This is a genomic window from Kribbella sp. NPDC049227, from assembly GCF_043197265.1.
Taxonomy (GTDB): Bacteria; Actinomycetota; Actinomycetes; order Propionibacteriales; family Kribbellaceae; genus Kribbella.
The window spans coordinates 279,512-297,094 of the sequence record NZ_JBICST010000007.1; the positions used below are offsets into that span (position 1 = coordinate 279,512).

Here is a 17,583-nt window from a genome sequence, read left to right on the forward strand (position 1 = left end):
CTCGCAAACACTTAGCCCTTGATCTAAGTGTTTGGTTATGGCAATACTTAGCCTCATGGCACAGTATTCGGCGGAGGTCGACGGTGTGTTCGTCGCGCTCGCCGACCCGACCAGGCGCAGCGTCATTCGGCGCCTCGGCCGCGGTCCGACGAGTGTGGGCGAGCTCGCCGCCGAGTTCCCGATGACCCTGCCGTCGTTCATGAAGCACGTCCGGACGCTGGAGAGCAACGGCCTGATCCGCACGGTGAAGGTCGGCCGGGTGCGCACCTGCGTGCTCGACCGCGACCGGCTCGCGCTGGTCGACGACTGGCTCGCGGAACAGCGCCGGATCTGGGCCGACCGTACCGACCGGCTCGAACGATTCGTCACCGATCCGATGGAGGAGCCCTCATGAACCCCGATCTCGACCTGACCGTGGACCGCGTCATCCGCGCGCCGCGTGCGGTGGTCTGGCGCGCATGGACCGATCCGTCCCGCTTCGAGAAATGGTGGGTTCCGGCGCCGGCCGTGTGCCGGGTCGACCGCCTGGAGCCGCGTCCCGGCGGTGCGCTCGTGACTCAGCTGAGCGGTGACGGCACGGACTTCGGTCCACATCTCGACGCCTGCTTCGTCGTCGTCGACGAGCTGGAGCGCATCGTGTTCACGACCGCGCTCGACAGCTCCTGGCGCCCCGCACAACCTGCGCCGGTCCTGATGACGGCCGAGATCACGTTGGCGGATCACCAGGACGGCACCGACTACCGGGTCCTCGTCCGCCACGGCGATACGGCGGCCCGTGCCCGCCATGAGGAGCTCGGCTTCGCCGACGGCTGGGGCGCGGTCACCAAGCAACTCGCCACCATCGCCGAGCAGGAGGCCGCGCGGTGAAGCTCGTACTCACGGAGTTCGTCACCCTCGACGGGGTCAGCCAAGGTCCCGGCTCGTCGACCGAGGACACCAGCGACGGCTTCACCCGTGGCGGCTGGCTCGTGCCCTACCTGGACGAAGCCTTCGTACGGCGTACCTCGGACTGGCTCGATCTCGCCGACGGACTGCTGCTCGGTCGCCGGACGTACCAGGCGTTCGCCCGCGATTGGCCGCAGATCACCGACCCGGACGACCCATTCACCGCGCGGATGAACGCATTACCGAAGTACGTCGTCACCAACACCCTCACCGAAGGCACCTGGGACCCGACCACTGTCCTCCGTGGCGATCCCGTCCAGACCGTCGGCGAGCTCAAGGCCCAGCCAGGACGGGAGCTCCAGATCCACGGGAGTGCTCGACTCGGCAACGCGCTGCTGGCGGCGGGTCTCGTCGACACGCTCCGACTCGTCGTCGCCCCGACCGTGATCGGCTCCGGACGACGCCTGCTCGACCACCCGAGTGCGCCGACCGGACTCCACATCACCGAGCACGAGGTGACGCCGAACGGCCTGGTGATCCTGCAGTACGACGCCACCGGCGCCGCTCCACTCGCGGAGTACGAAGGGGTGACAGCCTTCGTCTAGCCGGCCTGGTAGTCCGCCAGGACGCGCTCGACGACTGGAAGGTCCGTCGTGATGAGAGCCTTCCACAGCGCCCAGCCTCGGGCGCGTGCCCAGGTTCCGGCGTCCTGCCCGACGGCCTCCCGGAAGGCGACGCGGGACTCGCCGGAGAAGAACGTGTACGCGATCACCAGATCGCACGCCGGGTCGCCGACGCCTGAGGTGCCGAAGTCGATGACAGCGGACAACCGGCCGTCCTTCACCAGCAGGTTCCCGCTCGCGATGTCTCCGTGGAACCACACCGGCGGCCGGTCCCACGACGTCGCCAGTGCCGCGTCCCAGACGTCGCGCGCCAGGTCGGTGTCGATCCGTCCTTTCAGTACGCCGAGCGCCTCGACGGTCTCGTCGTGGTAGTGCTCCGGCGGCGCACCGCGGTAGAAGCTGTGCGCACCGGCCGCCGGTCCACCCGTGGCGTCCGCAGCCTGCAACGCGAGGATGAACCCGGCGATCGACCGCGCGAATTCGTTGAGGTCGGCAACGGTCTCGTACGACGCGGTGGCGCCGTCCAGCCAGCGCCGGATGGCCCAGTGGAACGGATACCCCTCGCCCGGTGAGCCCTTGGCGACCGCCTCGGGGATCGGGACGGGCAGGACCGGAGCCAGCTTCGGCAGCCACTCGTGCTCCTTGTGCACCGCGGCGGTGTAGCTCTCGTGCGTCGGCAGGCGCGCGGTCAGGTCTTCGCCGAGCCGGTACGTCCGGTTGTCCCAGCCGTCGACCTTGACCGGCGTCACCGGCAGCTCGGCCCACTGCGGGAACTGCGTCGCGATCAGTCGCCGTACCAGTGCCGCGTCGATGCCGGCCCGGCCGTCTTCGTGAATGTCCGTCACGCGACGAGATTCTCCGGGGTGCGGTGAAGGCGCATCAAAGGCTTTAGCTATCGGCTAAACCATCCTTGACCGGCTGCGAGTTGCCGACCGCGTCCGCAAGGAAGGCGGAGATGGTCCGCAGTTCCTCAGTGCTACGCGACGCCAGGACCGCGTGCATGCGCTCGGCCTGCTCGGCGTACAGCGGGACGAGCTTCTCCTGGATCGCCTCCGTCGACGGCGTGACCACGACCTTGCGGCGATCACCGGGATCCGGTCGACGGGTGACGAAGCCGTGGGCCTCGAGCCGGTCGATGACACCGGTGACCGTGCCCGAGGTGAGGCCGGTGTGCTCGGCGAGCTCCCTCGGCGTCAGCGGTCCGTAGGTCTGCAGCAGCGTCATGAACTGGGAGTCGCTGGCGCCCAGACCGATCTTCGCGGAGACCGCGTGGTTGAACAGCACGACGCTCGCGATCAGGTGGATCATCCGCTCCTGGATCTCGCCGGCGAGCTCATCTCTGGCACTGGTCATGGCCACCTCAGCATAGGGGTTGCATTTCTCTCGGATCTCCAAGATACTCGGATTGCCAAGATACTTGAAGAACCGAGATAAAGGAGAGAGCGATGAAGGTGCTGGTGATCGGTGGCGGGACAGGCGGGCTGGCGCTGGCGCACGGGCTGAAGCGGGCCGGCATCGGCGTGACGGTGTTCGAGCGGGACGAGCTCCGGACCGACGGGCTGCACGGCTACCGGGTCGGGATCGACCCTGATGGCAGCCGGGCGCTGCACGCGCTACTGCCGGCCGACCTGTACGACACTTTCGTGGCGACCAGGGCGCGTGACCCGAAGTACTTCAACATGCTCACCGAGGACCTGAAGGAGGTCCTGTCGTTCGACCTGCCGGAATCGACCGACCCGGTCGAAAGCGAGAAGTCGATCAGCCGGATGACGCTGCGACAGGTGCTGCTCACCGGTCTGGACGACGTGGTCGAGTTCGGCAAGGAGTTCACCCGCTTCGAGCAGCACGGCGACCAGGTGACGGCGTACTTCGCGGATGGCACGCAGGCGACCGGTGACCTGCTGGTGGCCGCCGACGGCTCGGGCTCGCGGGTACGACGCCAGTACCTGCCGCAGGCCGGGACCGAGGAGACCGGGATCGTCGCGATCGCGGGGAAGCTGCCGATCACCGCGGCGAGCGCGAAGCTGGTGCCGCCGAGGGTGTTCGAGGGCATCTCGATGGTCAACGCGCCGCACGGGTTGGCCTGCATCCTGCACGTGATGGAGTTCCAGTGGGACCGGGACGGCAACGTGAAGAGCGGGATCGGCGGCAACACCGAGGAACTGATCCGGCGCTGGCCCGGGCTGCAGTTCGACAACACTCGCGACTACATCAACTGGGGCCTGTCGGCGACCAGGGACACGATGCCCGCCAACATCATGGAACTGCGAGGGCAGGAGCTGATCGACCTCGCCCTCCGGCTCACACCGGACTGGCATCCGAATCTGCGGCGGCTGTTCGAGCTGACCGACCCCGGTACCTGCTTTCCGGTGAACATCTGGACCTCGGTCCCACTCGAGCCGTGGCAGACGACGAATGTGACGCTGCTCGGCGACGCCATTCACACGATGACGCCGGGGCGCGGCGTCGGCGCGAACACCGCGTTGAGGGACGCGGTGAACCTGTGCCGGCAGCTGATCGAGGTGCGTGACGGTCGCCAGGAGCTGATCCCGGCGGTACGGGCGTACGAGGCGAAGATGATCGAGTACGGCTTCGACGCCGTACTGAAGTCGCGGGCGCAGATGACGTCCGACGACCCGGTGTACAAGCCGGTGATCGGGCGGCTGGCGCTGGCCGGGATGCGCACCGCGATGCGGACCGTCAACCACCTGCCGCCGGTGAAGCGGCGGATGCGTGACTCGATGCTCGCCTACCGCGGGGCTGACCGTGACCAACTGGCCCTGGAGATCAGCCCGGCCCCGACGGCACGTTGACAAGCCGGCCCGAAGGAGTGCTCCGGGTCGGCCGCTGTCCGCGCGTCAGCGCTGGCCGATGTGCTCCGACACAGAGTCGAAGACGCGGCCGATCGCCGCGAAGTCCTCGGGGGTGGCCAGGTCGACCAGGTTCTCCCGGACGCCCTCCACGTGGTACGGCGCGGCCTGCTCGAGCAGCTGGAGGCCGGCCTCGGTCAGCTCGGCCCAGACGCCGCGCTTGTCGCTCGTGCAGGACGTACGGCGGACCAGCTCGGCGGTCTCCAGCCGGCCCACGGTGTGGGTCAGGCGGGAGCGGCTCTGGTGCAGCCGGTCGGCCAGGTCGGCCATCCGCAGCCGCCGGTCGGGCGCCTCGGAGAGCCGGACCAGGATCTCGTAGTCGTTGATACCCAGGCCGAACTGACGCAGGTCGTCGTCCAGTTTGGCCATCAGGCGTGCGGTCCCCAGCAGGTACGCACGCCATGCCACCTGCTGCTCGGCGTCGAGCCACCGGGTCTCAGTCGTCGTCGTCACGGGATCAGTGTACCGGGAATGTAATTGACTTTTAAACCGTTCCTCACTACTGTCGCAGCAAGAGGTTGAAATTTTAACCTCCACGCTGCGTCGCCCCCGACCAGTACGCCCCCTTCGAGAGGAACCCATGAGCGAGACCATCAATGCCGGCACGACCCCGACCAGCAGCATCCCCGGCCTGGTCGCCGGCACCTACGCCCTCGACACCGCGCACAGCGAGATCGGCTTCACCGTCCGCCACCTGATGACCAAGGTCCGCGGCACCTTCCAGGAGTACGCCGGCGAGATCGTCGTGAAGGACTCACTGGAGGAGTCGACCGCCAACGTGACCGTCGAGCTGGCCTCCGTGCACACCCGCAGCGAGCAGCGTGACGGGCACCTGCGCTCCGGCGACTTCTTCGACGCCGAGAACAGCCCGAAGATGACCTTCGCCAGCACCGCCTTCAAGCCCGAGGGTGACGACTACATCCTGGCCGGCGAGCTGACGATCAAGAACGTCACCAAGCCGATCGAGCTCGCGGTCGAGTTCCTCGGCGTGGACCAGAACGCCTACGGCCAGACCATCATCGGCTTCGAGGCCTCCACCTCGATCAGCCGCAAGGACTGGGGCATCGACTTCAACGTGCCGCTCGAGGGTGGCAAGCTCCTGATCGGTGACAAGGTCGACATCCACCTGGACGTCCAGGCGGCTCTGCAGGCCTGACACCTCGGCTGACGTAGCGTCGGAAAGACCCCGCACCAGGTGGGTGCGGGGTCTTCCTATGTCTGGACCATCCGGTGCGCGAGGTCGGCGTACAGCTTGCCCAACGCCTCCGGGTCTGCCCGGTGTGGCGTGTACCACCGGGCCACGTCGATGGACAGCGAGAGTACGGCGAGTGTCGTCCCCGGCAGGTCCGTCACCGCGAACGAGCCGTCGCGTACGCCGTCTGCCAGGACCTGCTCGATCTGCGTGGAGATGGCCCGGCGGATGGTCGCGACCTCGGCGAGGTGCTCGGGCGACAGAGCGGCCAGTTCGTACTGCACCACACGGGCGATCGTGTGGTGCTGCGCGTGCCACGCCGTGAAGGCGGAGACGAGTGAGCGGAGGCGGTCCGCGGGGGTTGGACCGGTGTCGGCCGAACGCAGTACCTCCAGCGCGGCGTTGTGCCCGTACAGGCTGATCTCGAAGAGCAGGCGCTCCTTGGACGGGTAGTGCACGTAGAGCGCGGCCGGGCTCATCCCGGCGCGGGAGGCGATGTCGCGCGTGGTGGTCGCCTGGAACCCACGCTCGGCGAAGGCGTCGACGGCGCCGGTCAGCAGCCGGCGTGCGGCGGCTGGCTGGACATGCTCCCAGACCAGGGGACTCGTGACTGCGGACACGTTGACACCATGCACCGAACGGGCGAAGCTAAGCAAGCGCTTAGCCACGCATCTCACACCTCGGGGAGGCCCCATGGAGCGCGTCATCTTCAACGAGGACCATCACGCGTTCCGGGCCAGTGCGAAGGAGTACTGCGACCGTTCGCTGGTGCCGCGGATGGAGCAGTTCCTCGAGGAGAAGACGGTCGACCGGGCCGCCTGGCTCGAGGCCGGCAAGCAGGGCTTCCTCGGCCTCGACGTGCCGGAGGAGTACGGCGGTTCGAGTGTCGGCGACTACCGGTTCAACGCGGTCTTCGCCGAAGAGGTCTCCAAGGTCTCCGCGTCGCTGTCCAGTTGCTTCGGCATCCACTTCGACTGCTGCGCGCCGTACATCGTCGACCTGGGCACCGAGGAGCAGAAGCAGCGCTGGCTGCCGAAGTTCTGCTCCGGTGAGTACGTCGCCGCGATCGCGATGACCGAGCCGTCCGGCGGATCCGACCTGGCCGCGCTGAAGACGAGCGCGAAGAGGGCCGACGGCGGCTGGGTGGTGAACGGGTCGAAGACCTTCATCACCAACGGCGACATGGCCGACCTGGTCATCGTGGCCGCCCGCACCGACCCGGCCAAGGGCGCGAAGGGCATCACGCTGTTCGTGATCGAGGAGGGCATGGAGGGCTTCGCCCGCGGCCGCAAGCTGGACAAGGTCGGCCAGACCGAGTCCGGTACGTCGGAACTGTTCTTCGAGGACGTGTTCGTCAGTGACGACAACGTGCTCGGCGAGGTCGACCGCGGCTTCATCCACATGATGGAGCGGCTGGCCCAGGAGCGGGTGGGTGCCGCGGTGTCAAACATCGCCCAGGCGACCCAGATCCTGGCCGAGACGATCGACTACGTGAAGCAGCGCAAGGCGTTCGGCCAGCCGGTCGGCTCGTTCCAGTACAACAAGTTCCTGGTCGCCGAACTCGTCACCAAGGCCGAGGTCACCCAGGCGTACGTCGACAACGCGATCGTCGCGCACGACGAGGACCGCCTGTCCGCGGTGGACGCGGCCAAGGTCAAGTGGTGGGCCGCCCAAGTGCAGAACGAGATCCTGGACGCGTGTGTGCAACTGCACGGCGGCTACGGCTACATGAACGAGTACCGCGTCGCCCGTGCCTGGCGGGACGCCCGGGTGACGAAGATCTGGGCCGGCTCGAACGAGATCATGAAGGAACTCATCGGCCGTGACCTCGGCCTGTAGAAGGGAAGCGTTGTGCCTGAAGCAGTGATCGTGTCCACGGCCCGCTCGCCGATCGGCCGCGCGTACAAGGGATCGATGACCACGATCCGGCCGGACGACCTCGCCGTACAGATGATCCAGGCGGCGGTCGGCAAGATCGGGCTGACCGGTGACCAGATCGAGGACCTGGCGCTCGGGTGTGCGGAGCCGCACGACGAGCACGGCGGCAACATGGCCCGCCGGGTCGCGATCCAGCTCGGCTGGGACAACACCCCGGCGACGACGGTCAACCGGTTCTGCGCGTCGTCGACGCAGACCGCGCGGATGGCCTTCCACGCGATCAAGTCCGGTGAGGGCGACATCTTCGTCAGCGCCGGCGTCGAGTGCGTGTCGCGGTACAAGAACTTCGGCTCGGCCGGGGTCGGTGACCCGAGCTCGTTCAACCCGGTCTTCACCGACGCGGTGCAGCGGACCGAGAAGTACGCCGAGACGAACGACACCTGGCACGACCCGCGCGAGGACGGGCAGATCCCGGACGTCTACATCGCGATGGGCCAGACCGCCGAGAACGTGGCGACGCTCAGGGGCATCTCCCGCGCGGAGCAGGACGCGTTCGGCGTCCGCTCGCAGAACCTGGCCGAGAAGGCGATCGGCAACGGCTTCTTCGAGCGTGAGATCACGCCGGTGACGCTGCCGGACGGGACCGTGGTGAGCAAGGACGACGGACCGCGGGCGGGGACGACGCTGGAAGGCGTCAGTGGCCTCAAGCCGGTGTTCCGGCCGAACGGTACGGTCACGGCCGGCAACTGCTGCCCGCTGAACGACGGTGCCGCCGCGGTCGTGATCATGAGTGACACCAAGGCTCGTGAGCTCGGCCTGACCCCGCTGGCGCGGATCGTGTCGACCGGCGTGAGCGGTCTGTCGCCGGAGATCATGGGGCTCGGTCCGGTGGAGGCGTCGAAGCAGGCGCTGGCGCGGGCCGGGATGAGCATCAACGATATCGACCTGGTCGAGATCAACGAGGCCTTCGCGGTCCAGGTGATCGGCTCGGCGCGTGAGCTCGGCATCGACGAGGACAAGCTCAACGTGCACGGCGGCGCGATCGCGCTCGGGCACCCGTTCGGCTCGACCGGTGCGCGGATCATGACCACGCTGGTGAACGGGCTGCAGTTCGAGGACAAGCAGTTCGGCCTGGAGACCATGTGCGTCGGCGGCGGCCAGGGCATGGCGGTCGTCCTCGAGCGCCTCAGCTGATGAGTCTGGAGAACCGTACGGCGATCGTCACCGGGGCCTCCCGGGGCATCGGGCTGGCAGTCGCGCGTCGCCTGGTGGCCGATGGCGCTCGCGTGGTGATCACCGGCCGCACCCAGGAGACGCTCGACCAAGCGGTCGAGTCGCTGGGTGGCCGGGAGCACGCGCTCGCGGTCGCCGGGAAGGCCGCGGATCCCGAGCACCGGGCGACCGTGGTGGCCGCGGCGGTGGCGACGTACGGGTCGGTGGATCTGCTGGTGAACAACACCGGCATCAATCCGATCTACGGCAAGCTGCTCGACGTCGACCAGGCGGTCGCGGCCAAGATGGTCGACACCAACGTGCTGGCCACGATCGCCTGGGTGAAGGCGTGCCGGGACGCCTGGATGCGCGCACACGGCGGTGCGGTGGTCAACCTGTCTTCGGTGGCCGGCCTGGCGCCGTCGCCGGGCATCGGCTGGTACGGCGCGACCAAGGCGATGGTGTCGCGCGTGACCGCTGAGCTGGCGGTCGAGCTGGCACCGGAGATCCGGGTCAACGCAGTGGCTCCGGCGGTGGTCAAGACCAGGTTCGCCGGAGCCCTCTACGAAGGCCGTGAGGACAAGGTCGCCTCGACGTACCCGTTGCGCCGGTTGGGTACGCCGGAGGACGTTGCCTCGCTGGTGTGGTTCCTGCTGTCGGACGAGGCGTCGTGGATCACCGGTCAGACCATCACGATCGACGGCGGACTCACCCTCAACGGCGGGATCGTCGGTTAGGGCTGCCGTCCCTGCCAGCCCGCCAACTGGTCGTACGGCGACGCGTCATCGGCGACCGGTACGACGGGGCCGAACGGGACAGGACCGCCACGCTGTTCGGCCGGGACGAACCGCCGCACCAGAGGCAGGCAGTACGTCGCCAGCGCGTCGTCGAGCTGTCCGAGGCGATCGGTCGCCTTCGCCAGGTCCCACGAGTGCATGGTGAGCTCGGCAGTGTAAGCAGCGATCGCGGCCGCGCCCGGAAGCGTTGCCCACGGCAACTTGCAGGTGCGGTCGAGGACGCCGTCGGCCGCCAGCGTCTCGTCGAGCGCGGTACGGCGCTGCTTCCACTCGGCCGGAACGTCGTCGACGCCCGTGGTGATGTGCGGTACGTCGAGCGGGTTGCCACCGTTCAGCGCCAGGTCGATCCGGCCGACGACGGTGAGCAGGTGGCCCAGCAGGGTGTTGACGTCGAACTCCGGGCAGGGGGTCGGTCGGTCGAGGTCGTCGGGATCGGTGGTGTCGACCAGGTGCTGCGTCTGGTCGAGAGCGCGGATGAGCATCGGACGGGGATCGTTGGTGTTCATGACGACAGCCTCGCGGGGTATATACGACATCTTCTGTCGCATATTCTGAACTCGTGCGAGCCGACCGGTTGTTGCAGATCATTCTGCTGTTGCAGCGGCATGCGCGGTTGAGTGCGCGGGAGTTGGCCGAGCGGCTGGAGGTGTCGACGCGGACGGTGATGCGCGACATGGAGGCGTTGTCGGCGGCCGGCGTACCCGTCTACACCGAGCGTGGGCGCAACGGTGGCTGCGTGCTGCTGCCGGGGTATCGGGCGGATGTCAGCGGGTTGACGCCGCGGGAGGCGCAGGCGTTGTTCGCCTGGTCGGGGCGGTCGGCGTTGTCCGACGAGCTCGGTCTGCGGGATGCGTTGCAGTCCGCGATGGGCAAGCTGTCGGCCACGTTGCCGCTGGAGTTGCAGGACGACGCCGATGCGTTGTCGGGTGCGATCGTGGTCGATCGGCGTCGCTGGTTCGCGGAGGCCGAGGACACCGGGGCGCTGCCGGTACTACGGCAGGCGGTGGTGACGCGGAGACGGGTGCGACTGCAGTACGCGTCCGCGAGTGAAGGGCATCAGCGCCGCACCGTCGATCCGTGGGGGCTGGTCGAGCAGGCCGGGCGGTGGTACCTCGTCGCGGCGCATCGTGGCGCGGCGCGGATGTATCGCGTGTCCCGGGTCGAGGAGGCCGACATCCTCGAAGAGGCCGCCGAACGACCGGACGGACTGGATGTGCGGGCGGAGTGGGAGCGGCTGCGATCCGGGCTCGAGCAGCATGCTCCCGTCGGCGTAGAAGTGGAGGTTCGGGTGCACCCGGAGCGGGTCGAGGTGATCCGCCGGATCGCCACGCCCATGGTGGCCAAGGGCACGAGGATCCGCGACGTACCCGCGGAGGACGAGTGGCCGCACCTCGCCCTGCACTTCCGTGTCCGCGAGGCCGCGTGCGGTCTGCTGCTCGCGTTCGGGAGCGACGTCGAGGTGGTCGAGCCGGTCGAGCTGCGGACCCGGCTGCTGGAGCTCGCGACCGAGGCGGTCGCGACCTACGGCTGACGTCTGGCCACGAAGGTCTGGCGGAGGATGAAGTTGCCGTCGGCACCTTCGTCCTCGTTGCGCCAGTGGAAGCCGGTCTCGGTGATGCCGGTGAAGGCCCAGCGGGTCTTGGCGGTCTGGGACTCGAGCGTGATGGTGTCCTCGGTCGCGTGGGCGACGAACGGCATCACGAACGCGGCCTTCGGACCCATCCAGGTGGAGCGGAACGCGTTGAGTTCGGGATCGTGGATGCGGATCGACAAGCCCCACTCGCCGTCACCGTCGACCGCCCGGGCGACCCGGCTCGGCGTGATCCAGATGTCGGCGACCGCGCGGCCGTCGAGGGCCCAGGCGAAGTGCCACTCACCCTTGGTCGTCCGGGTGACCGCGCCGGTCTCGTCGTACCAGGAAACGTCGAGGTCCCAGCTGCCGATCAACGGGGCGAACGGGGCGAAGGCCTCCGCGTACTCCGGCCGGGGACCGTCGGACACCATCAGCCCGGCCAGGACCCGGGCTGCGGCAGCGCCATCGGTAATTTCCATAGCTGCTATTTACTCCTGACGCACCCGGGAGGTGTCAACAGGATTCAGACTCCCCGCCGCCGGTGACCCCGTCGTGTCCCAGCACGATGGCACTTCCGGCGGTCGGGGCGATCAGTCCGACAGCACCGGGCAACTCTAATGCCCCGGCGTCCCACCACCGAATCGTCCGGAGCGCACACCTGTTGCGATCACGTTGCTGTTCGCCCGTTATTCCGTGGCGAGGCGGAAGGCGGCTGGTTATGGTCCGGGCATGACGACACCGGTGGTGATCCGGCCGGCCGTCGGCGACGACGCCGACGCTGTGGCAGAGGTACGACGCGCGGTCTACTCGTACAAGATCATGTCGCCGGCCGCGACGCGGCACATGATCACCGTGCAGACGCCGGGCGAGCGGTTCCTGGCGCTGGTCGCCGAGGCCGGCGGTGAGCTGGTCGCCTGGGGATCAGCCGGTCTGAACGTGTGGACCAGCAGTCCGGGCCAGAGCCATCTGTCCATCTACGTTCACCCGGACCATCGCAAGCGGGGCATCGGCAGTGCGCTGGCCGAGCGGCTGCACCAGCACCTGAGCGAGGTCGGCGCTGTGCGCGTGCGGGCGTTCGTCCATCCCGACGGCCTCGAGTTCGCTCGCAACCTCGGGTACGACGGGACGCGGCAGATGCACTACTCCGGTGTCGACCCGCGGGAGCTGCCCCCGCAGCCGCCGACGCCCGACGGCATCGAGCTCGTGACGTTCGACCAGGTGGATCCGCACCAGGCCTACACCGCCGACACGGTCGCGTCACTGGACGAGCCGAGTGACTCACCGATCGACGCGGTCGGGTACGACGAGTGGCTCGAGGAGATCTGGAACGGTCCGGCGCTGGACAAGTCGCTGAGTGTCGCCGCGATGGCGGGTGACGAGATCGCGGCGTTCACCGTGATCGAGACCGTCGGCGACCGCGCCTGGTCGGGCATGACCGGAACGATCCCGGCGTACCGGGGTCGTGGCCTGGCCAAGCTGGTCAAGTCGGCCGCGCTCCGTCGTGCCGCCGACGCCGGCATCACCGCGGCCTACACCTCGAACGACGACGAGAACGGCCCGATGCTGGCCGTCAACAACTGGCTCGGTTACCAACGCGTCCAGACGGAGTACGGCCTCCTGCGCACGCTCTCCGAGTAGATGGCAACCATCGGGTTCGACCGGCTGCAGCACCTGGTCCGGGTGCGCGTGCGGCTCGGCGACTCGGAGTACCGCTTCCTCGTCGACACTGGCATCGGGATCACGGTCGTCGCCTCGGCCATCGCGAATCGTGCCGACGTGCAGTCGACCGGCGAGACGTACACCGGACGGCGGATGTCGGGTCAGGAGGTGGCGGCGCCGCTCGTCCGGCTGCCGGTGCTCGCGCTTGGTGACTACGCCGTCGACGGCCAGGTCGCGGGTGTCGCCGATCTGGGGGATGCGGACGATCCGAACGGATTCGCCGGCATCCTCGGGCCCGGCTTCTTCGAGAACCACACGGTCACCACGGACCCGGATGCGATGACGCTGACCGTGCGACCGCGGGAGAGCTTCCAGGCTGACGGTCCCGAGGTTCCGCTCGATGTACGGCGGGAATCGGTGTCGGTGGATCCGTTCACCCGGTTGGTGTTGCCGAGTGGGCGCGAGATCTGGGTCGAGGTGGACACCGGGTCGGACAGCCTGATCCTCGACACCCGGTTCATGGCCGACTGCGGCGTGGATCTCGAGAGCCCGGGGCTGACGACGCGGACCGGGACGGACGAGACCGGCTACGAGTGGACGCGGCACTGGGTCACGATTCCGGGCAGTGTGCACCTGGCGGCGGCGCCGCAGACCGTCCAATCGTCACCCAGGGTTCAGTTTCAGGACATCGTTCACGACGGTCTGGTTGGGGCAGGGTACCTGGAGCGGTACAGGATGACGTTCGACGTGACTGGCGCGCGATTGGTGCTCGGTCCCCGAAACGAAACGGCTGAGACAGAGCTGTAATCGGGTCTGTATCCGGTCTGCACCTGATTGCGGGTTATGTTCCGGAGAACTTCGCTGAAGGAGTTCGCATGGAGATCAGGGCTGCCGAAACGGGGGATGTCGAAGGGGCGATCGCGTTGCACGATGCCCTCGCACCGTACTTGGTCGTCACGCGGACCGCGTTGACCCGCAGACTGCAGGCTCCTCCCGAGCTGGGACTGGGAACCTTCGCCGCCGTGGACGCGGGCGAGGTGGTGGGCTGGGCGTCGACCGCGCTGATCGCGGGGTCGGATCCGCTGGACGGGCAGCTGCGGGTGCTGGTCCGGCCCGACTACCGCGGCCGCGGGATCGGTGCGAAGTTGCTGGAGGCAACCCACGCGGACCTGCGAGCGGCCGGAGCGACCAGTGCGCGGGTGTTCGCCGACCCGTCAACCGTGGAATGGGCGGCCCGCTGGGGCTACCGGCAGACCCGGCAGGTGCACTACGCGGGCATCTACCCACCCAAGGCACCCGACGTCCCTGGAGCCCCGAGCGGCGTGGAGCTGGTCGGTCTGGACCAGGTCGACCCGCGCAAGCTCTACGAGGCCGACGAAGTTGCCCAGCGCACCAAACCGGGTGACGCCAAGATCACCACCCGGCCGTACGACGACTGGCTCGCGGGCATCTGGAACTCGCCGTCGATGGTCCTCGACCTGAGTACGGCGGCCCTGTACGACGGCGAGATCGTCGCGTTCACCCTGGGCAACGGCGATCACACCAAGATCTGGTCCCAGATGACCGCGACGATGCCGGAGTACCGCGGCCGCGGCCTGGCCAAGCTGGTCAAGTGCGCCGCCCTCCACCGCGCCGCCGAGGCCGGCGTCCGCGGCGCCTACACCGCCAACTACGACGGCAACGCCCCGATGATCGCCGTCAACGAGTGGCTCGGCTACGACCGCGTCGCCACCCACGCCGTACTGATCTGCCCGCTCTGAACCCCTCGCCCGGTCAGGGGACGAGCAGTACGACGGTCTCCGCGACGCAGGCGGGTTTGGTTGAGTTCTCCAGTTCGATGACCCAGTTGAGCGAGACCTGGACGCCGGCCGGGGTCTCGACGGCGTTGGAGATCGAGGCGCTGGCGCGGACGCGGGTGCCGACCGGGACCGGGGCCGGGAAGCGGACCTTGTTGACGCCGTAGTTGAGCTTCGCGGTGACACCGTTGACCGAGAACAGTTCGTCACCGAACCGCGCGATCAGGCTCAGGGTGAGGTAACCGTGCGCGATCGTCCCGCCGTACGGGCCCTGCTTGGCGCGCTCGACGTCGACGTGGATCCACTGGTGGTCGCCGGTGGCGTCGGCGAACGTGTTCACCTGCTCCTGGGTGATCTCCAGCCACTGGCTCTCGCCCAGTTGGGTGCCGACCGCGTGCACGACCTCGTCGACACCGGTGAACGACTGCGCCATCTGCAACTCCCTCAGTTTCGCGGTCCGCCGGCAACGTACAGGACCTGGCCGGAGACGAACCCGGCCTCCTCGCTGCAGAAGAACGACGCCGCCGCGGCGATGTCCTCCGGCTTGCCGGTCCGGTTCACCGGGATGGTGGCCGCGGTCGCCTTCTTGAACTCCTCGAAGTCCACCCCGACCCGGGCCGCGGTGGCCGCGGTCATGTCGGTCTCGATGAACCCGGGCGCGATCGCGTTCGCGGTGATGCCGAACTTGCCCAGCTCGATCGCCAGCGTCTTCGCCAGGCCCTGCAGACCGGCCTTCGCGGACGCGTAGTTCGCCTGGCCGCGGTTGCCCAGCGCCGACGTGGAGGAGAGGAACACCATCCGGCCGTAGCTGGCCTCGACCATGTGCGCCTGGCAGGCGCGGGACATCAGGAAGCTGCCGCGCAGGTGCACCGACATCACGGTGTCCCAGTCGTCCTCGGACATCTTGAACAGCAGGTTGTCGCGCAGCACGCCCGCGTTGTTCACCAGCACCGTCGGTGCGCCCAGTTCGGCGACCACGCGCTCGACGGCGGCGGTCACCTGGTCCGACTTGCTGACGTCGCAGCCGATCGCGATCGCCTTGCCGCCCGCCTCGGTGATCGCCTTGACGGTGCCCTCACAGGCGCCCTCGTCGAGGTCGAGGACCGCCACGGCGTTCCCGTCCTTCGCGAGCCGCAGTGCGACGGCCGCGCCGATTCCCCGGGCCGACCCGGTCACGATCGCTACCCGCTGATCAGTCATCCGCGCTGCTCCTTCGCTCCGTGCTGCTGCCGGGGATGACATTACCCACGCTCCGTCACGCCGGGAGTACTCCGGATGCGATGATCGCCGTGTGGATCATCACAACCGCCATGTCTACTACTGCCCGCTGCGATGGGGCGACATGGACGCCCTCGGGCATGTGAACAACGGACGGTACGTCGACTACCTGCAGGACGCCCGCGTCGACTTCCTGTTCCGGACCGCCAAGGAGCTCGGCGCGGACGACCTGGAGACCGGCCTGCTGGTGGCCCGCCACGAGGTCCTGTACCGCGCTCCGCTGCACTTCCGGCCCGAGCCGGTGCGGATCGAGCTGTGGATCAGCGAGATCAAGGCCGCCTCGTTCACCGTGGACTACGAGATCCTCGACGCCGAGCCCGAGCGCCGGACGTACGTCGAGGCACGGACCCGCCTGGTGCCGTTCGACTTCGCCGCCAACCGCCTGCGCCGGATCAGCCCGATCGAGCGCGAGGCCCTGTCGAAGCTGGTGGGCGCATGAGGTACACCCATCCCGTTCTGGTCCGGTGGTCGGACATCGACTCCTACGACCACGTCAACAATGTCCGGTACTTCGACTACCTGCAGGAGGCCCGGATCGCGTTCCTCGGTGAGATCCTCGGCGTCACCGGCGACGTGTTCGCCGTGCACTCGGTCGTCCTGGTCAGCCAGACCGTGGACTACCTGCGCCCGATCCTGCTGCGGCACCCGCCGTACGACGTCGACGTGTGGGTCGACGCGGTCGGTACGACGTCGTACACGCTCGGCTCGTGGATCGTCGACCGCAGCGGTGAGAGCGAGGACGTGTACGCCAAGGCGGTGTCCGTGCTCGTCGCCACAGACCCCGAGACCCACGCCAAACGCCCCCTGTCGGAGACCGAACGGGCAGCCCTGCTCAGGCACGTTTCGACGGCTTGAGACACTAGATCCGACATGAGTGACCAGCAGAGCTTTTACGACGCTGTCGGTGGGGCGGAGACCTTCCACCGTCTGGTGGCCGCGTTCTACCGCGGTGTCGCCGCCGACCCCGAACTCCGCGCGCTGTACCCGGAGGAGGATCTCGGCCCGGCCGAGGTTCGCTTCCGGATGTTCCTGGAGCAGTACTGGGGCGGTCCACGCACGTACTCCGAGCAGCGCGGGCACCCGCGGCTGCGGATGCGGCACGCCCCGTTCGCCGTCACCCCGAGCGCCCGGGACCTCTGGCTCGGCCACATGCGCGCGGCACTGGACGAGATCGCCCTGACGCCGGAGCAGGACGACCAGATCTGGACGTACATGGTGATGGCCGCGCAGAGCATGGTGAACACCGACGAACCGCAGTACCCCGGCGCGATCGACGTGTCCGGCCGCTGACCCTCTCTTCGAAGGAGAAACACGAGCATGGCTACCACTCGTACGGCCAAGGCCCACTGGGAAGGCTCGCTGATGGAGGGCGCCGGCAAGGTCGCCCTGGAGTCGTCCGGGATCGGCACCTACGACGTGACCTGGGCCTCCCGGGCGAACGAGGCGAACGGCAGGACCAGCCCGGAGGAGCTGATCGCGGCCGCGCACTCGACCTGCTTCTCGATGGCGCTGTCGCACGCGCTGGCCGGTGCGGGGAACGCGCCGGAGTCGATCGACACCCAGGCCGACGTGGACTTCCAGCCGGGTGAGGGCATCACCGGCATCAAGCTGTCCGTGAACGGCAAGGTCCCCGGCATCACCGCCGACGAGTTCGCCGAGTTCGCCGAGGGTGCGAAGAAGAACTGCCCGGTCTCCCAGGCCCTGTCCGCCGTCCCGATCACCCTGGACGTCACCTTCAGCGCCTGACACTCTCCGACCGACACCGACCAGGAGCCGTGGCGCCTGGTCGGTGTCGTGTTTCTGCGAGACAGTTCCGAGCG

Annotated in this window: 24 protein-coding genes; 16 read left to right on the forward strand and 8 right to left on the reverse strand. The window is 68.3% G+C overall.

Annotated elements, in window-relative coordinates:
• Window positions 1-55 precede the first annotated feature (55 nt).
• Genes ACGFH6_RS30815 through ACGFH6_RS30825 form a run of 3 tightly spaced genes read left to right on the forward strand, consistent with a single transcriptional unit; the run spans window position 56 to window position 1,490 of the window.
• A complete protein-coding gene (locus ACGFH6_RS30815) occupies window positions 56-394 on the forward strand; it encodes an ArsR/SmtB family transcription factor (protein WP_393390970.1) in 339 nt (112 codons plus the stop codon).
• A complete protein-coding gene (locus tag ACGFH6_RS30820; RefSeq protein WP_393390972.1) occupies window positions 391-867 on the forward strand; it encodes an SRPBCC domain-containing protein in 477 nt (158 codons plus the stop codon). The genes ACGFH6_RS30815 and ACGFH6_RS30820 overlap by 4 nt, the downstream gene beginning before the upstream one ends.
• Window positions 864-1,490: a dihydrofolate reductase family protein gene (locus ACGFH6_RS30825; RefSeq protein WP_393390974.1), complete on the forward strand. Its 627-nt coding sequence runs from the start codon at window positions 864-866 to the stop codon at window positions 1,488-1,490. Before ACGFH6_RS30820 ends, ACGFH6_RS30825 begins: the two co-directional genes overlap by 4 nt.
• Here the strand turns inward: ACGFH6_RS30825 and ACGFH6_RS30830 are convergent.
• Together ACGFH6_RS30830 and ACGFH6_RS30835 are read right to left on the reverse strand one after the other, a co-directional pair.
• Window positions 1,487-2,353: an aminoglycoside phosphotransferase family protein gene (locus ACGFH6_RS30830; RefSeq protein WP_393390975.1), complete on the reverse strand. Its 867-nt coding sequence runs from the start codon at window positions 2,351-2,353 to the stop codon at window positions 1,487-1,489. The two genes, ACGFH6_RS30825 and ACGFH6_RS30830, sit on opposite strands and share 4 nt — an antisense overlap.
• 43 nt (window positions 2,354-2,396) lie before the next feature.
• Entirely contained in the window at window positions 2,397-2,861 is a 465-nt protein-coding gene (locus ACGFH6_RS30835; protein WP_393390977.1) for a MarR family winged helix-turn-helix transcriptional regulator, read from the reverse strand.
• A gap of 92 nt (window positions 2,862-2,953) precedes the next feature.
• Between ACGFH6_RS30835 and ACGFH6_RS30840 the strand changes: the two genes are divergently transcribed.
• On the forward strand, window positions 2,954-4,321 hold the full coding sequence (locus tag ACGFH6_RS30840) for an FAD-dependent oxidoreductase (RefSeq protein ID WP_393390978.1): 1,368 nt from the start codon (window positions 2,954-2,956) through the stop codon (window positions 4,319-4,321).
• A 45-nt stretch (window positions 4,322-4,366) separates the two neighbouring features.
• Here the strand turns inward: ACGFH6_RS30840 and ACGFH6_RS30845 are convergent, their stop codons facing one another.
• On the reverse strand, window positions 4,367-4,831 hold the full coding sequence (locus ACGFH6_RS30845; RefSeq protein WP_393390980.1) for a MarR family winged helix-turn-helix transcriptional regulator: 465 nt from the start codon (window positions 4,829-4,831) through the stop codon (window positions 4,367-4,369).
• A gap of 127 nt (window positions 4,832-4,958) precedes the next feature.
• On the opposite strand from ACGFH6_RS30845, the gene ACGFH6_RS30850 reads away from it, so the two are divergent.
• Window positions 4,959-5,534, forward strand: a complete 576-nt coding sequence (locus tag ACGFH6_RS30850; RefSeq protein ID WP_393390981.1) for a YceI family protein — start codon at window positions 4,959-4,961, stop codon at window positions 5,532-5,534.
• Window positions 5,535-5,590: 56 nt separating this feature from the next.
• Here the strand turns inward: ACGFH6_RS30850 and ACGFH6_RS30855 are convergent, their stop codons facing one another.
• The gene (locus ACGFH6_RS30855; protein WP_393390982.1) at window positions 5,591-6,190 is read right to left on the reverse strand and encodes a TetR/AcrR family transcriptional regulator; all 600 of its coding nucleotides are present in this window, start codon (window positions 6,188-6,190) and stop codon (window positions 5,591-5,593) included.
• A 73-nt stretch (window positions 6,191-6,263) separates the two neighbouring features.
• Here ACGFH6_RS30855 and ACGFH6_RS30860 point away from each other — a divergent pair, with 73 nt between their 5' ends.
• From ACGFH6_RS30860 to ACGFH6_RS30870, 3 genes are read left to right on the forward strand one after another with little or no spacing between them, the layout of a single operon-like run.
• The gene (locus ACGFH6_RS30860; protein WP_393390984.1) at window positions 6,264-7,409 is read left to right on the forward strand and encodes an acyl-CoA dehydrogenase family protein; all 1,146 of its coding nucleotides are present in this window, start codon (window positions 6,264-6,266) and stop codon (window positions 7,407-7,409) included.
• Between the two features lie 12 nt (window positions 7,410-7,421).
• A complete protein-coding gene (locus tag ACGFH6_RS30865) occupies window positions 7,422-8,642 on the forward strand; it encodes an acetyl-CoA C-acetyltransferase (RefSeq protein ID WP_393390986.1) in 1,221 nt (406 codons plus the stop codon).
• A complete protein-coding gene (locus tag ACGFH6_RS30870) occupies window positions 8,642-9,397 on the forward strand; it encodes an SDR family oxidoreductase (protein WP_393390988.1) in 756 nt (251 codons plus the stop codon). The genes ACGFH6_RS30865 and ACGFH6_RS30870 overlap by 1 nt, the downstream gene beginning before the upstream one ends.
• Here ACGFH6_RS30870 and ACGFH6_RS30875 read toward each other — a convergent pair.
• On the reverse strand, window positions 9,394-9,963 hold the full coding sequence (locus ACGFH6_RS30875; RefSeq protein ID WP_393390990.1) for a TIGR03086 family metal-binding protein: 570 nt from the start codon (window positions 9,961-9,963) through the stop codon (window positions 9,394-9,396). The genes ACGFH6_RS30870 and ACGFH6_RS30875 overlap by 4 nt on opposite strands.
• A gap of 53 nt (window positions 9,964-10,016) precedes the next feature.
• On the opposite strand from ACGFH6_RS30875, the gene ACGFH6_RS30880 reads away from it, so the two are divergent.
• Entirely contained in the window at window positions 10,017-10,988 is a 972-nt protein-coding gene (locus tag ACGFH6_RS30880; protein WP_393390992.1) for a helix-turn-helix transcriptional regulator, read from the forward strand.
• Here the strand turns inward: ACGFH6_RS30880 and ACGFH6_RS30885 are convergent.
• Entirely contained in the window at window positions 10,979-11,509 is a 531-nt protein-coding gene (locus ACGFH6_RS30885; RefSeq protein WP_393390994.1) for a hypothetical protein, read from the reverse strand. The genes ACGFH6_RS30880 and ACGFH6_RS30885 overlap by 10 nt on opposite strands.
• A 250-nt stretch (window positions 11,510-11,759) precedes the next feature.
• Here ACGFH6_RS30885 and ACGFH6_RS30890 point away from each other — a divergent pair, with 250 nt between their 5' ends.
• The 3 genes from ACGFH6_RS30890 to ACGFH6_RS30900 all read left to right on the forward strand — a co-directional run bounded on the left by ACGFH6_RS30890 (window position 11,760) and on the right by ACGFH6_RS30900 (window position 14,449).
• On the forward strand, window positions 11,760-12,668 hold the full coding sequence (locus tag ACGFH6_RS30890; RefSeq protein WP_393390996.1) for a GNAT family N-acetyltransferase: 909 nt from the start codon (window positions 11,760-11,762) through the stop codon (window positions 12,666-12,668).
• Window positions 12,669-13,496 (forward strand): retropepsin-like aspartic protease, encoded by an 828-nt coding sequence (locus ACGFH6_RS30895; RefSeq protein WP_393390998.1) that lies wholly within the window; start codon window positions 12,669-12,671, stop codon window positions 13,494-13,496.
• A 68-nt stretch (window positions 13,497-13,564) separates the two neighbouring features.
• Window positions 13,565-14,449, forward strand: a complete 885-nt coding sequence (locus ACGFH6_RS30900) for a GNAT family N-acetyltransferase (RefSeq protein ID WP_393390999.1) — start codon at window positions 13,565-13,567, stop codon at window positions 14,447-14,449.
• 13 nt (window positions 14,450-14,462) lie between these two features.
• Here ACGFH6_RS30900 and ACGFH6_RS30905 read toward each other — a convergent pair whose 3' ends face one another.
• The gene (locus ACGFH6_RS30905) at window positions 14,463-14,918 is read right to left on the reverse strand and encodes a MaoC family dehydratase (RefSeq protein WP_393391001.1); all 456 of its coding nucleotides are present in this window, start codon (window positions 14,916-14,918) and stop codon (window positions 14,463-14,465) included.
• Between the two features lie 11 nt (window positions 14,919-14,929).
• The gene (gene fabG / locus ACGFH6_RS30910; RefSeq protein ID WP_393391002.1) at window positions 14,930-15,685 is read right to left on the reverse strand and encodes a 3-oxoacyl-ACP reductase FabG; all 756 of its coding nucleotides are present in this window, start codon (window positions 15,683-15,685) and stop codon (window positions 14,930-14,932) included.
• A 91-nt stretch (window positions 15,686-15,776) separates the two neighbouring features.
• Between fabG and ACGFH6_RS30915 the strand changes: the two genes are divergently transcribed.
• The 4 genes from ACGFH6_RS30915 to ACGFH6_RS30930 are packed head-to-tail and all read left to right on the forward strand — an operon-like array spanning window position 15,777 to window position 17,509.
• Window positions 15,777-16,202: an acyl-CoA thioesterase gene (locus ACGFH6_RS30915; protein ID WP_393391004.1), complete on the forward strand. Its 426-nt coding sequence runs from the start codon at window positions 15,777-15,779 to the stop codon at window positions 16,200-16,202.
• Window positions 16,199-16,618: an acyl-CoA thioesterase gene (locus ACGFH6_RS30920; protein ID WP_393391005.1), complete on the forward strand. Its 420-nt coding sequence runs from the start codon at window positions 16,199-16,201 to the stop codon at window positions 16,616-16,618. The genes ACGFH6_RS30915 and ACGFH6_RS30920 overlap by 4 nt, the downstream gene beginning before the upstream one ends.
• 15 nt (window positions 16,619-16,633) lie before the next feature.
• On the forward strand, window positions 16,634-17,053 hold the full coding sequence (locus tag ACGFH6_RS30925) for a globin (protein WP_393391007.1): 420 nt from the start codon (window positions 16,634-16,636) through the stop codon (window positions 17,051-17,053).
• Window positions 17,054-17,080: 27 nt separating this feature from the next.
• A complete protein-coding gene (locus tag ACGFH6_RS30930) occupies window positions 17,081-17,509 on the forward strand; it encodes an OsmC family protein (RefSeq protein WP_393391009.1) in 429 nt (142 codons plus the stop codon).
• The last annotated feature ends 74 nt before the right edge of the window (window positions 17,510-17,583 follow it).

What these genes read in the sequence shown, in the direction of transcription:
- ACGFH6_RS30930 (WP_393391009.1), top strand. Translation starts at nt 17,081, where the DNA reads ATGGCTACCACTCGTACGGCCAAGGCCCACTGGGAAGGCTCGCTGATG.
- ACGFH6_RS30895 (WP_393390998.1), top strand. Translation starts at nt 12,669, where the DNA reads ATGGCAACCATCGGGTTCGACCGGCTGCAGCACCTGGTCCGGGTGCGC.
- ACGFH6_RS30920 (WP_393391005.1), top strand. Translation starts at nt 16,199, where the DNA reads ATGAGGTACACCCATCCCGTTCTGGTCCGGTGGTCGGACATCGACTCC.
- ACGFH6_RS30870 (WP_393390988.1), top strand. Translation starts at nt 8,642, where the DNA reads ATGAGTCTGGAGAACCGTACGGCGATCGTCACCGGGGCCTCCCGGGGC.
- ACGFH6_RS30840 (WP_393390978.1), top strand. Translation starts at nt 2,954, where the DNA reads ATGAAGGTGCTGGTGATCGGTGGCGGGACAGGCGGGCTGGCGCTGGCG.
- ACGFH6_RS30875 (WP_393390990.1), bottom strand. Translation starts at nt 9,963, where the DNA reads ATGAACACCAACGATCCCCGTCCGATGCTCATCCGCGCTCTCGACCAG.
- ACGFH6_RS30900 (WP_393390999.1), top strand. Translation starts at nt 13,565, where the DNA reads ATGGAGATCAGGGCTGCCGAAACGGGGGATGTCGAAGGGGCGATCGCG.
- ACGFH6_RS30925 (WP_393391007.1), top strand. Translation starts at nt 16,634, where the DNA reads ATGAGTGACCAGCAGAGCTTTTACGACGCTGTCGGTGGGGCGGAGACC.
- ACGFH6_RS30850 (WP_393390981.1), top strand. Translation starts at nt 4,959, where the DNA reads ATGAGCGAGACCATCAATGCCGGCACGACCCCGACCAGCAGCATCCCC.
- ACGFH6_RS30835 (WP_393390977.1), bottom strand. Translation starts at nt 2,861, where the DNA reads ATGACCAGTGCCAGAGATGAGCTCGCCGGCGAGATCCAGGAGCGGATG.
- ACGFH6_RS30820 (WP_393390972.1), top strand. Translation starts at nt 391, where the DNA reads ATGAACCCCGATCTCGACCTGACCGTGGACCGCGTCATCCGCGCGCCG.
- ACGFH6_RS30905 (WP_393391001.1), bottom strand. Translation starts at nt 14,918, where the DNA reads ATGGCGCAGTCGTTCACCGGTGTCGACGAGGTCGTGCACGCGGTCGGC.
- ACGFH6_RS30885 (WP_393390994.1), bottom strand. Translation starts at nt 11,509, where the DNA reads ATGGAAATTACCGATGGCGCTGCCGCAGCCCGGGTCCTGGCCGGGCTG.
- fabG (WP_393391002.1), bottom strand. Translation starts at nt 15,685, where the DNA reads ATGACTGATCAGCGGGTAGCGATCGTGACCGGGTCGGCCCGGGGAATC.
- ACGFH6_RS30890 (WP_393390996.1), top strand. Translation starts at nt 11,760, where the DNA reads ATGACGACACCGGTGGTGATCCGGCCGGCCGTCGGCGACGACGCCGAC.
- ACGFH6_RS30815 (WP_393390970.1), top strand. Translation starts at nt 56, where the DNA reads ATGGCACAGTATTCGGCGGAGGTCGACGGTGTGTTCGTCGCGCTCGCC.
- ACGFH6_RS30860 (WP_393390984.1), top strand. Translation starts at nt 6,264, where the DNA reads ATGGAGCGCGTCATCTTCAACGAGGACCATCACGCGTTCCGGGCCAGT.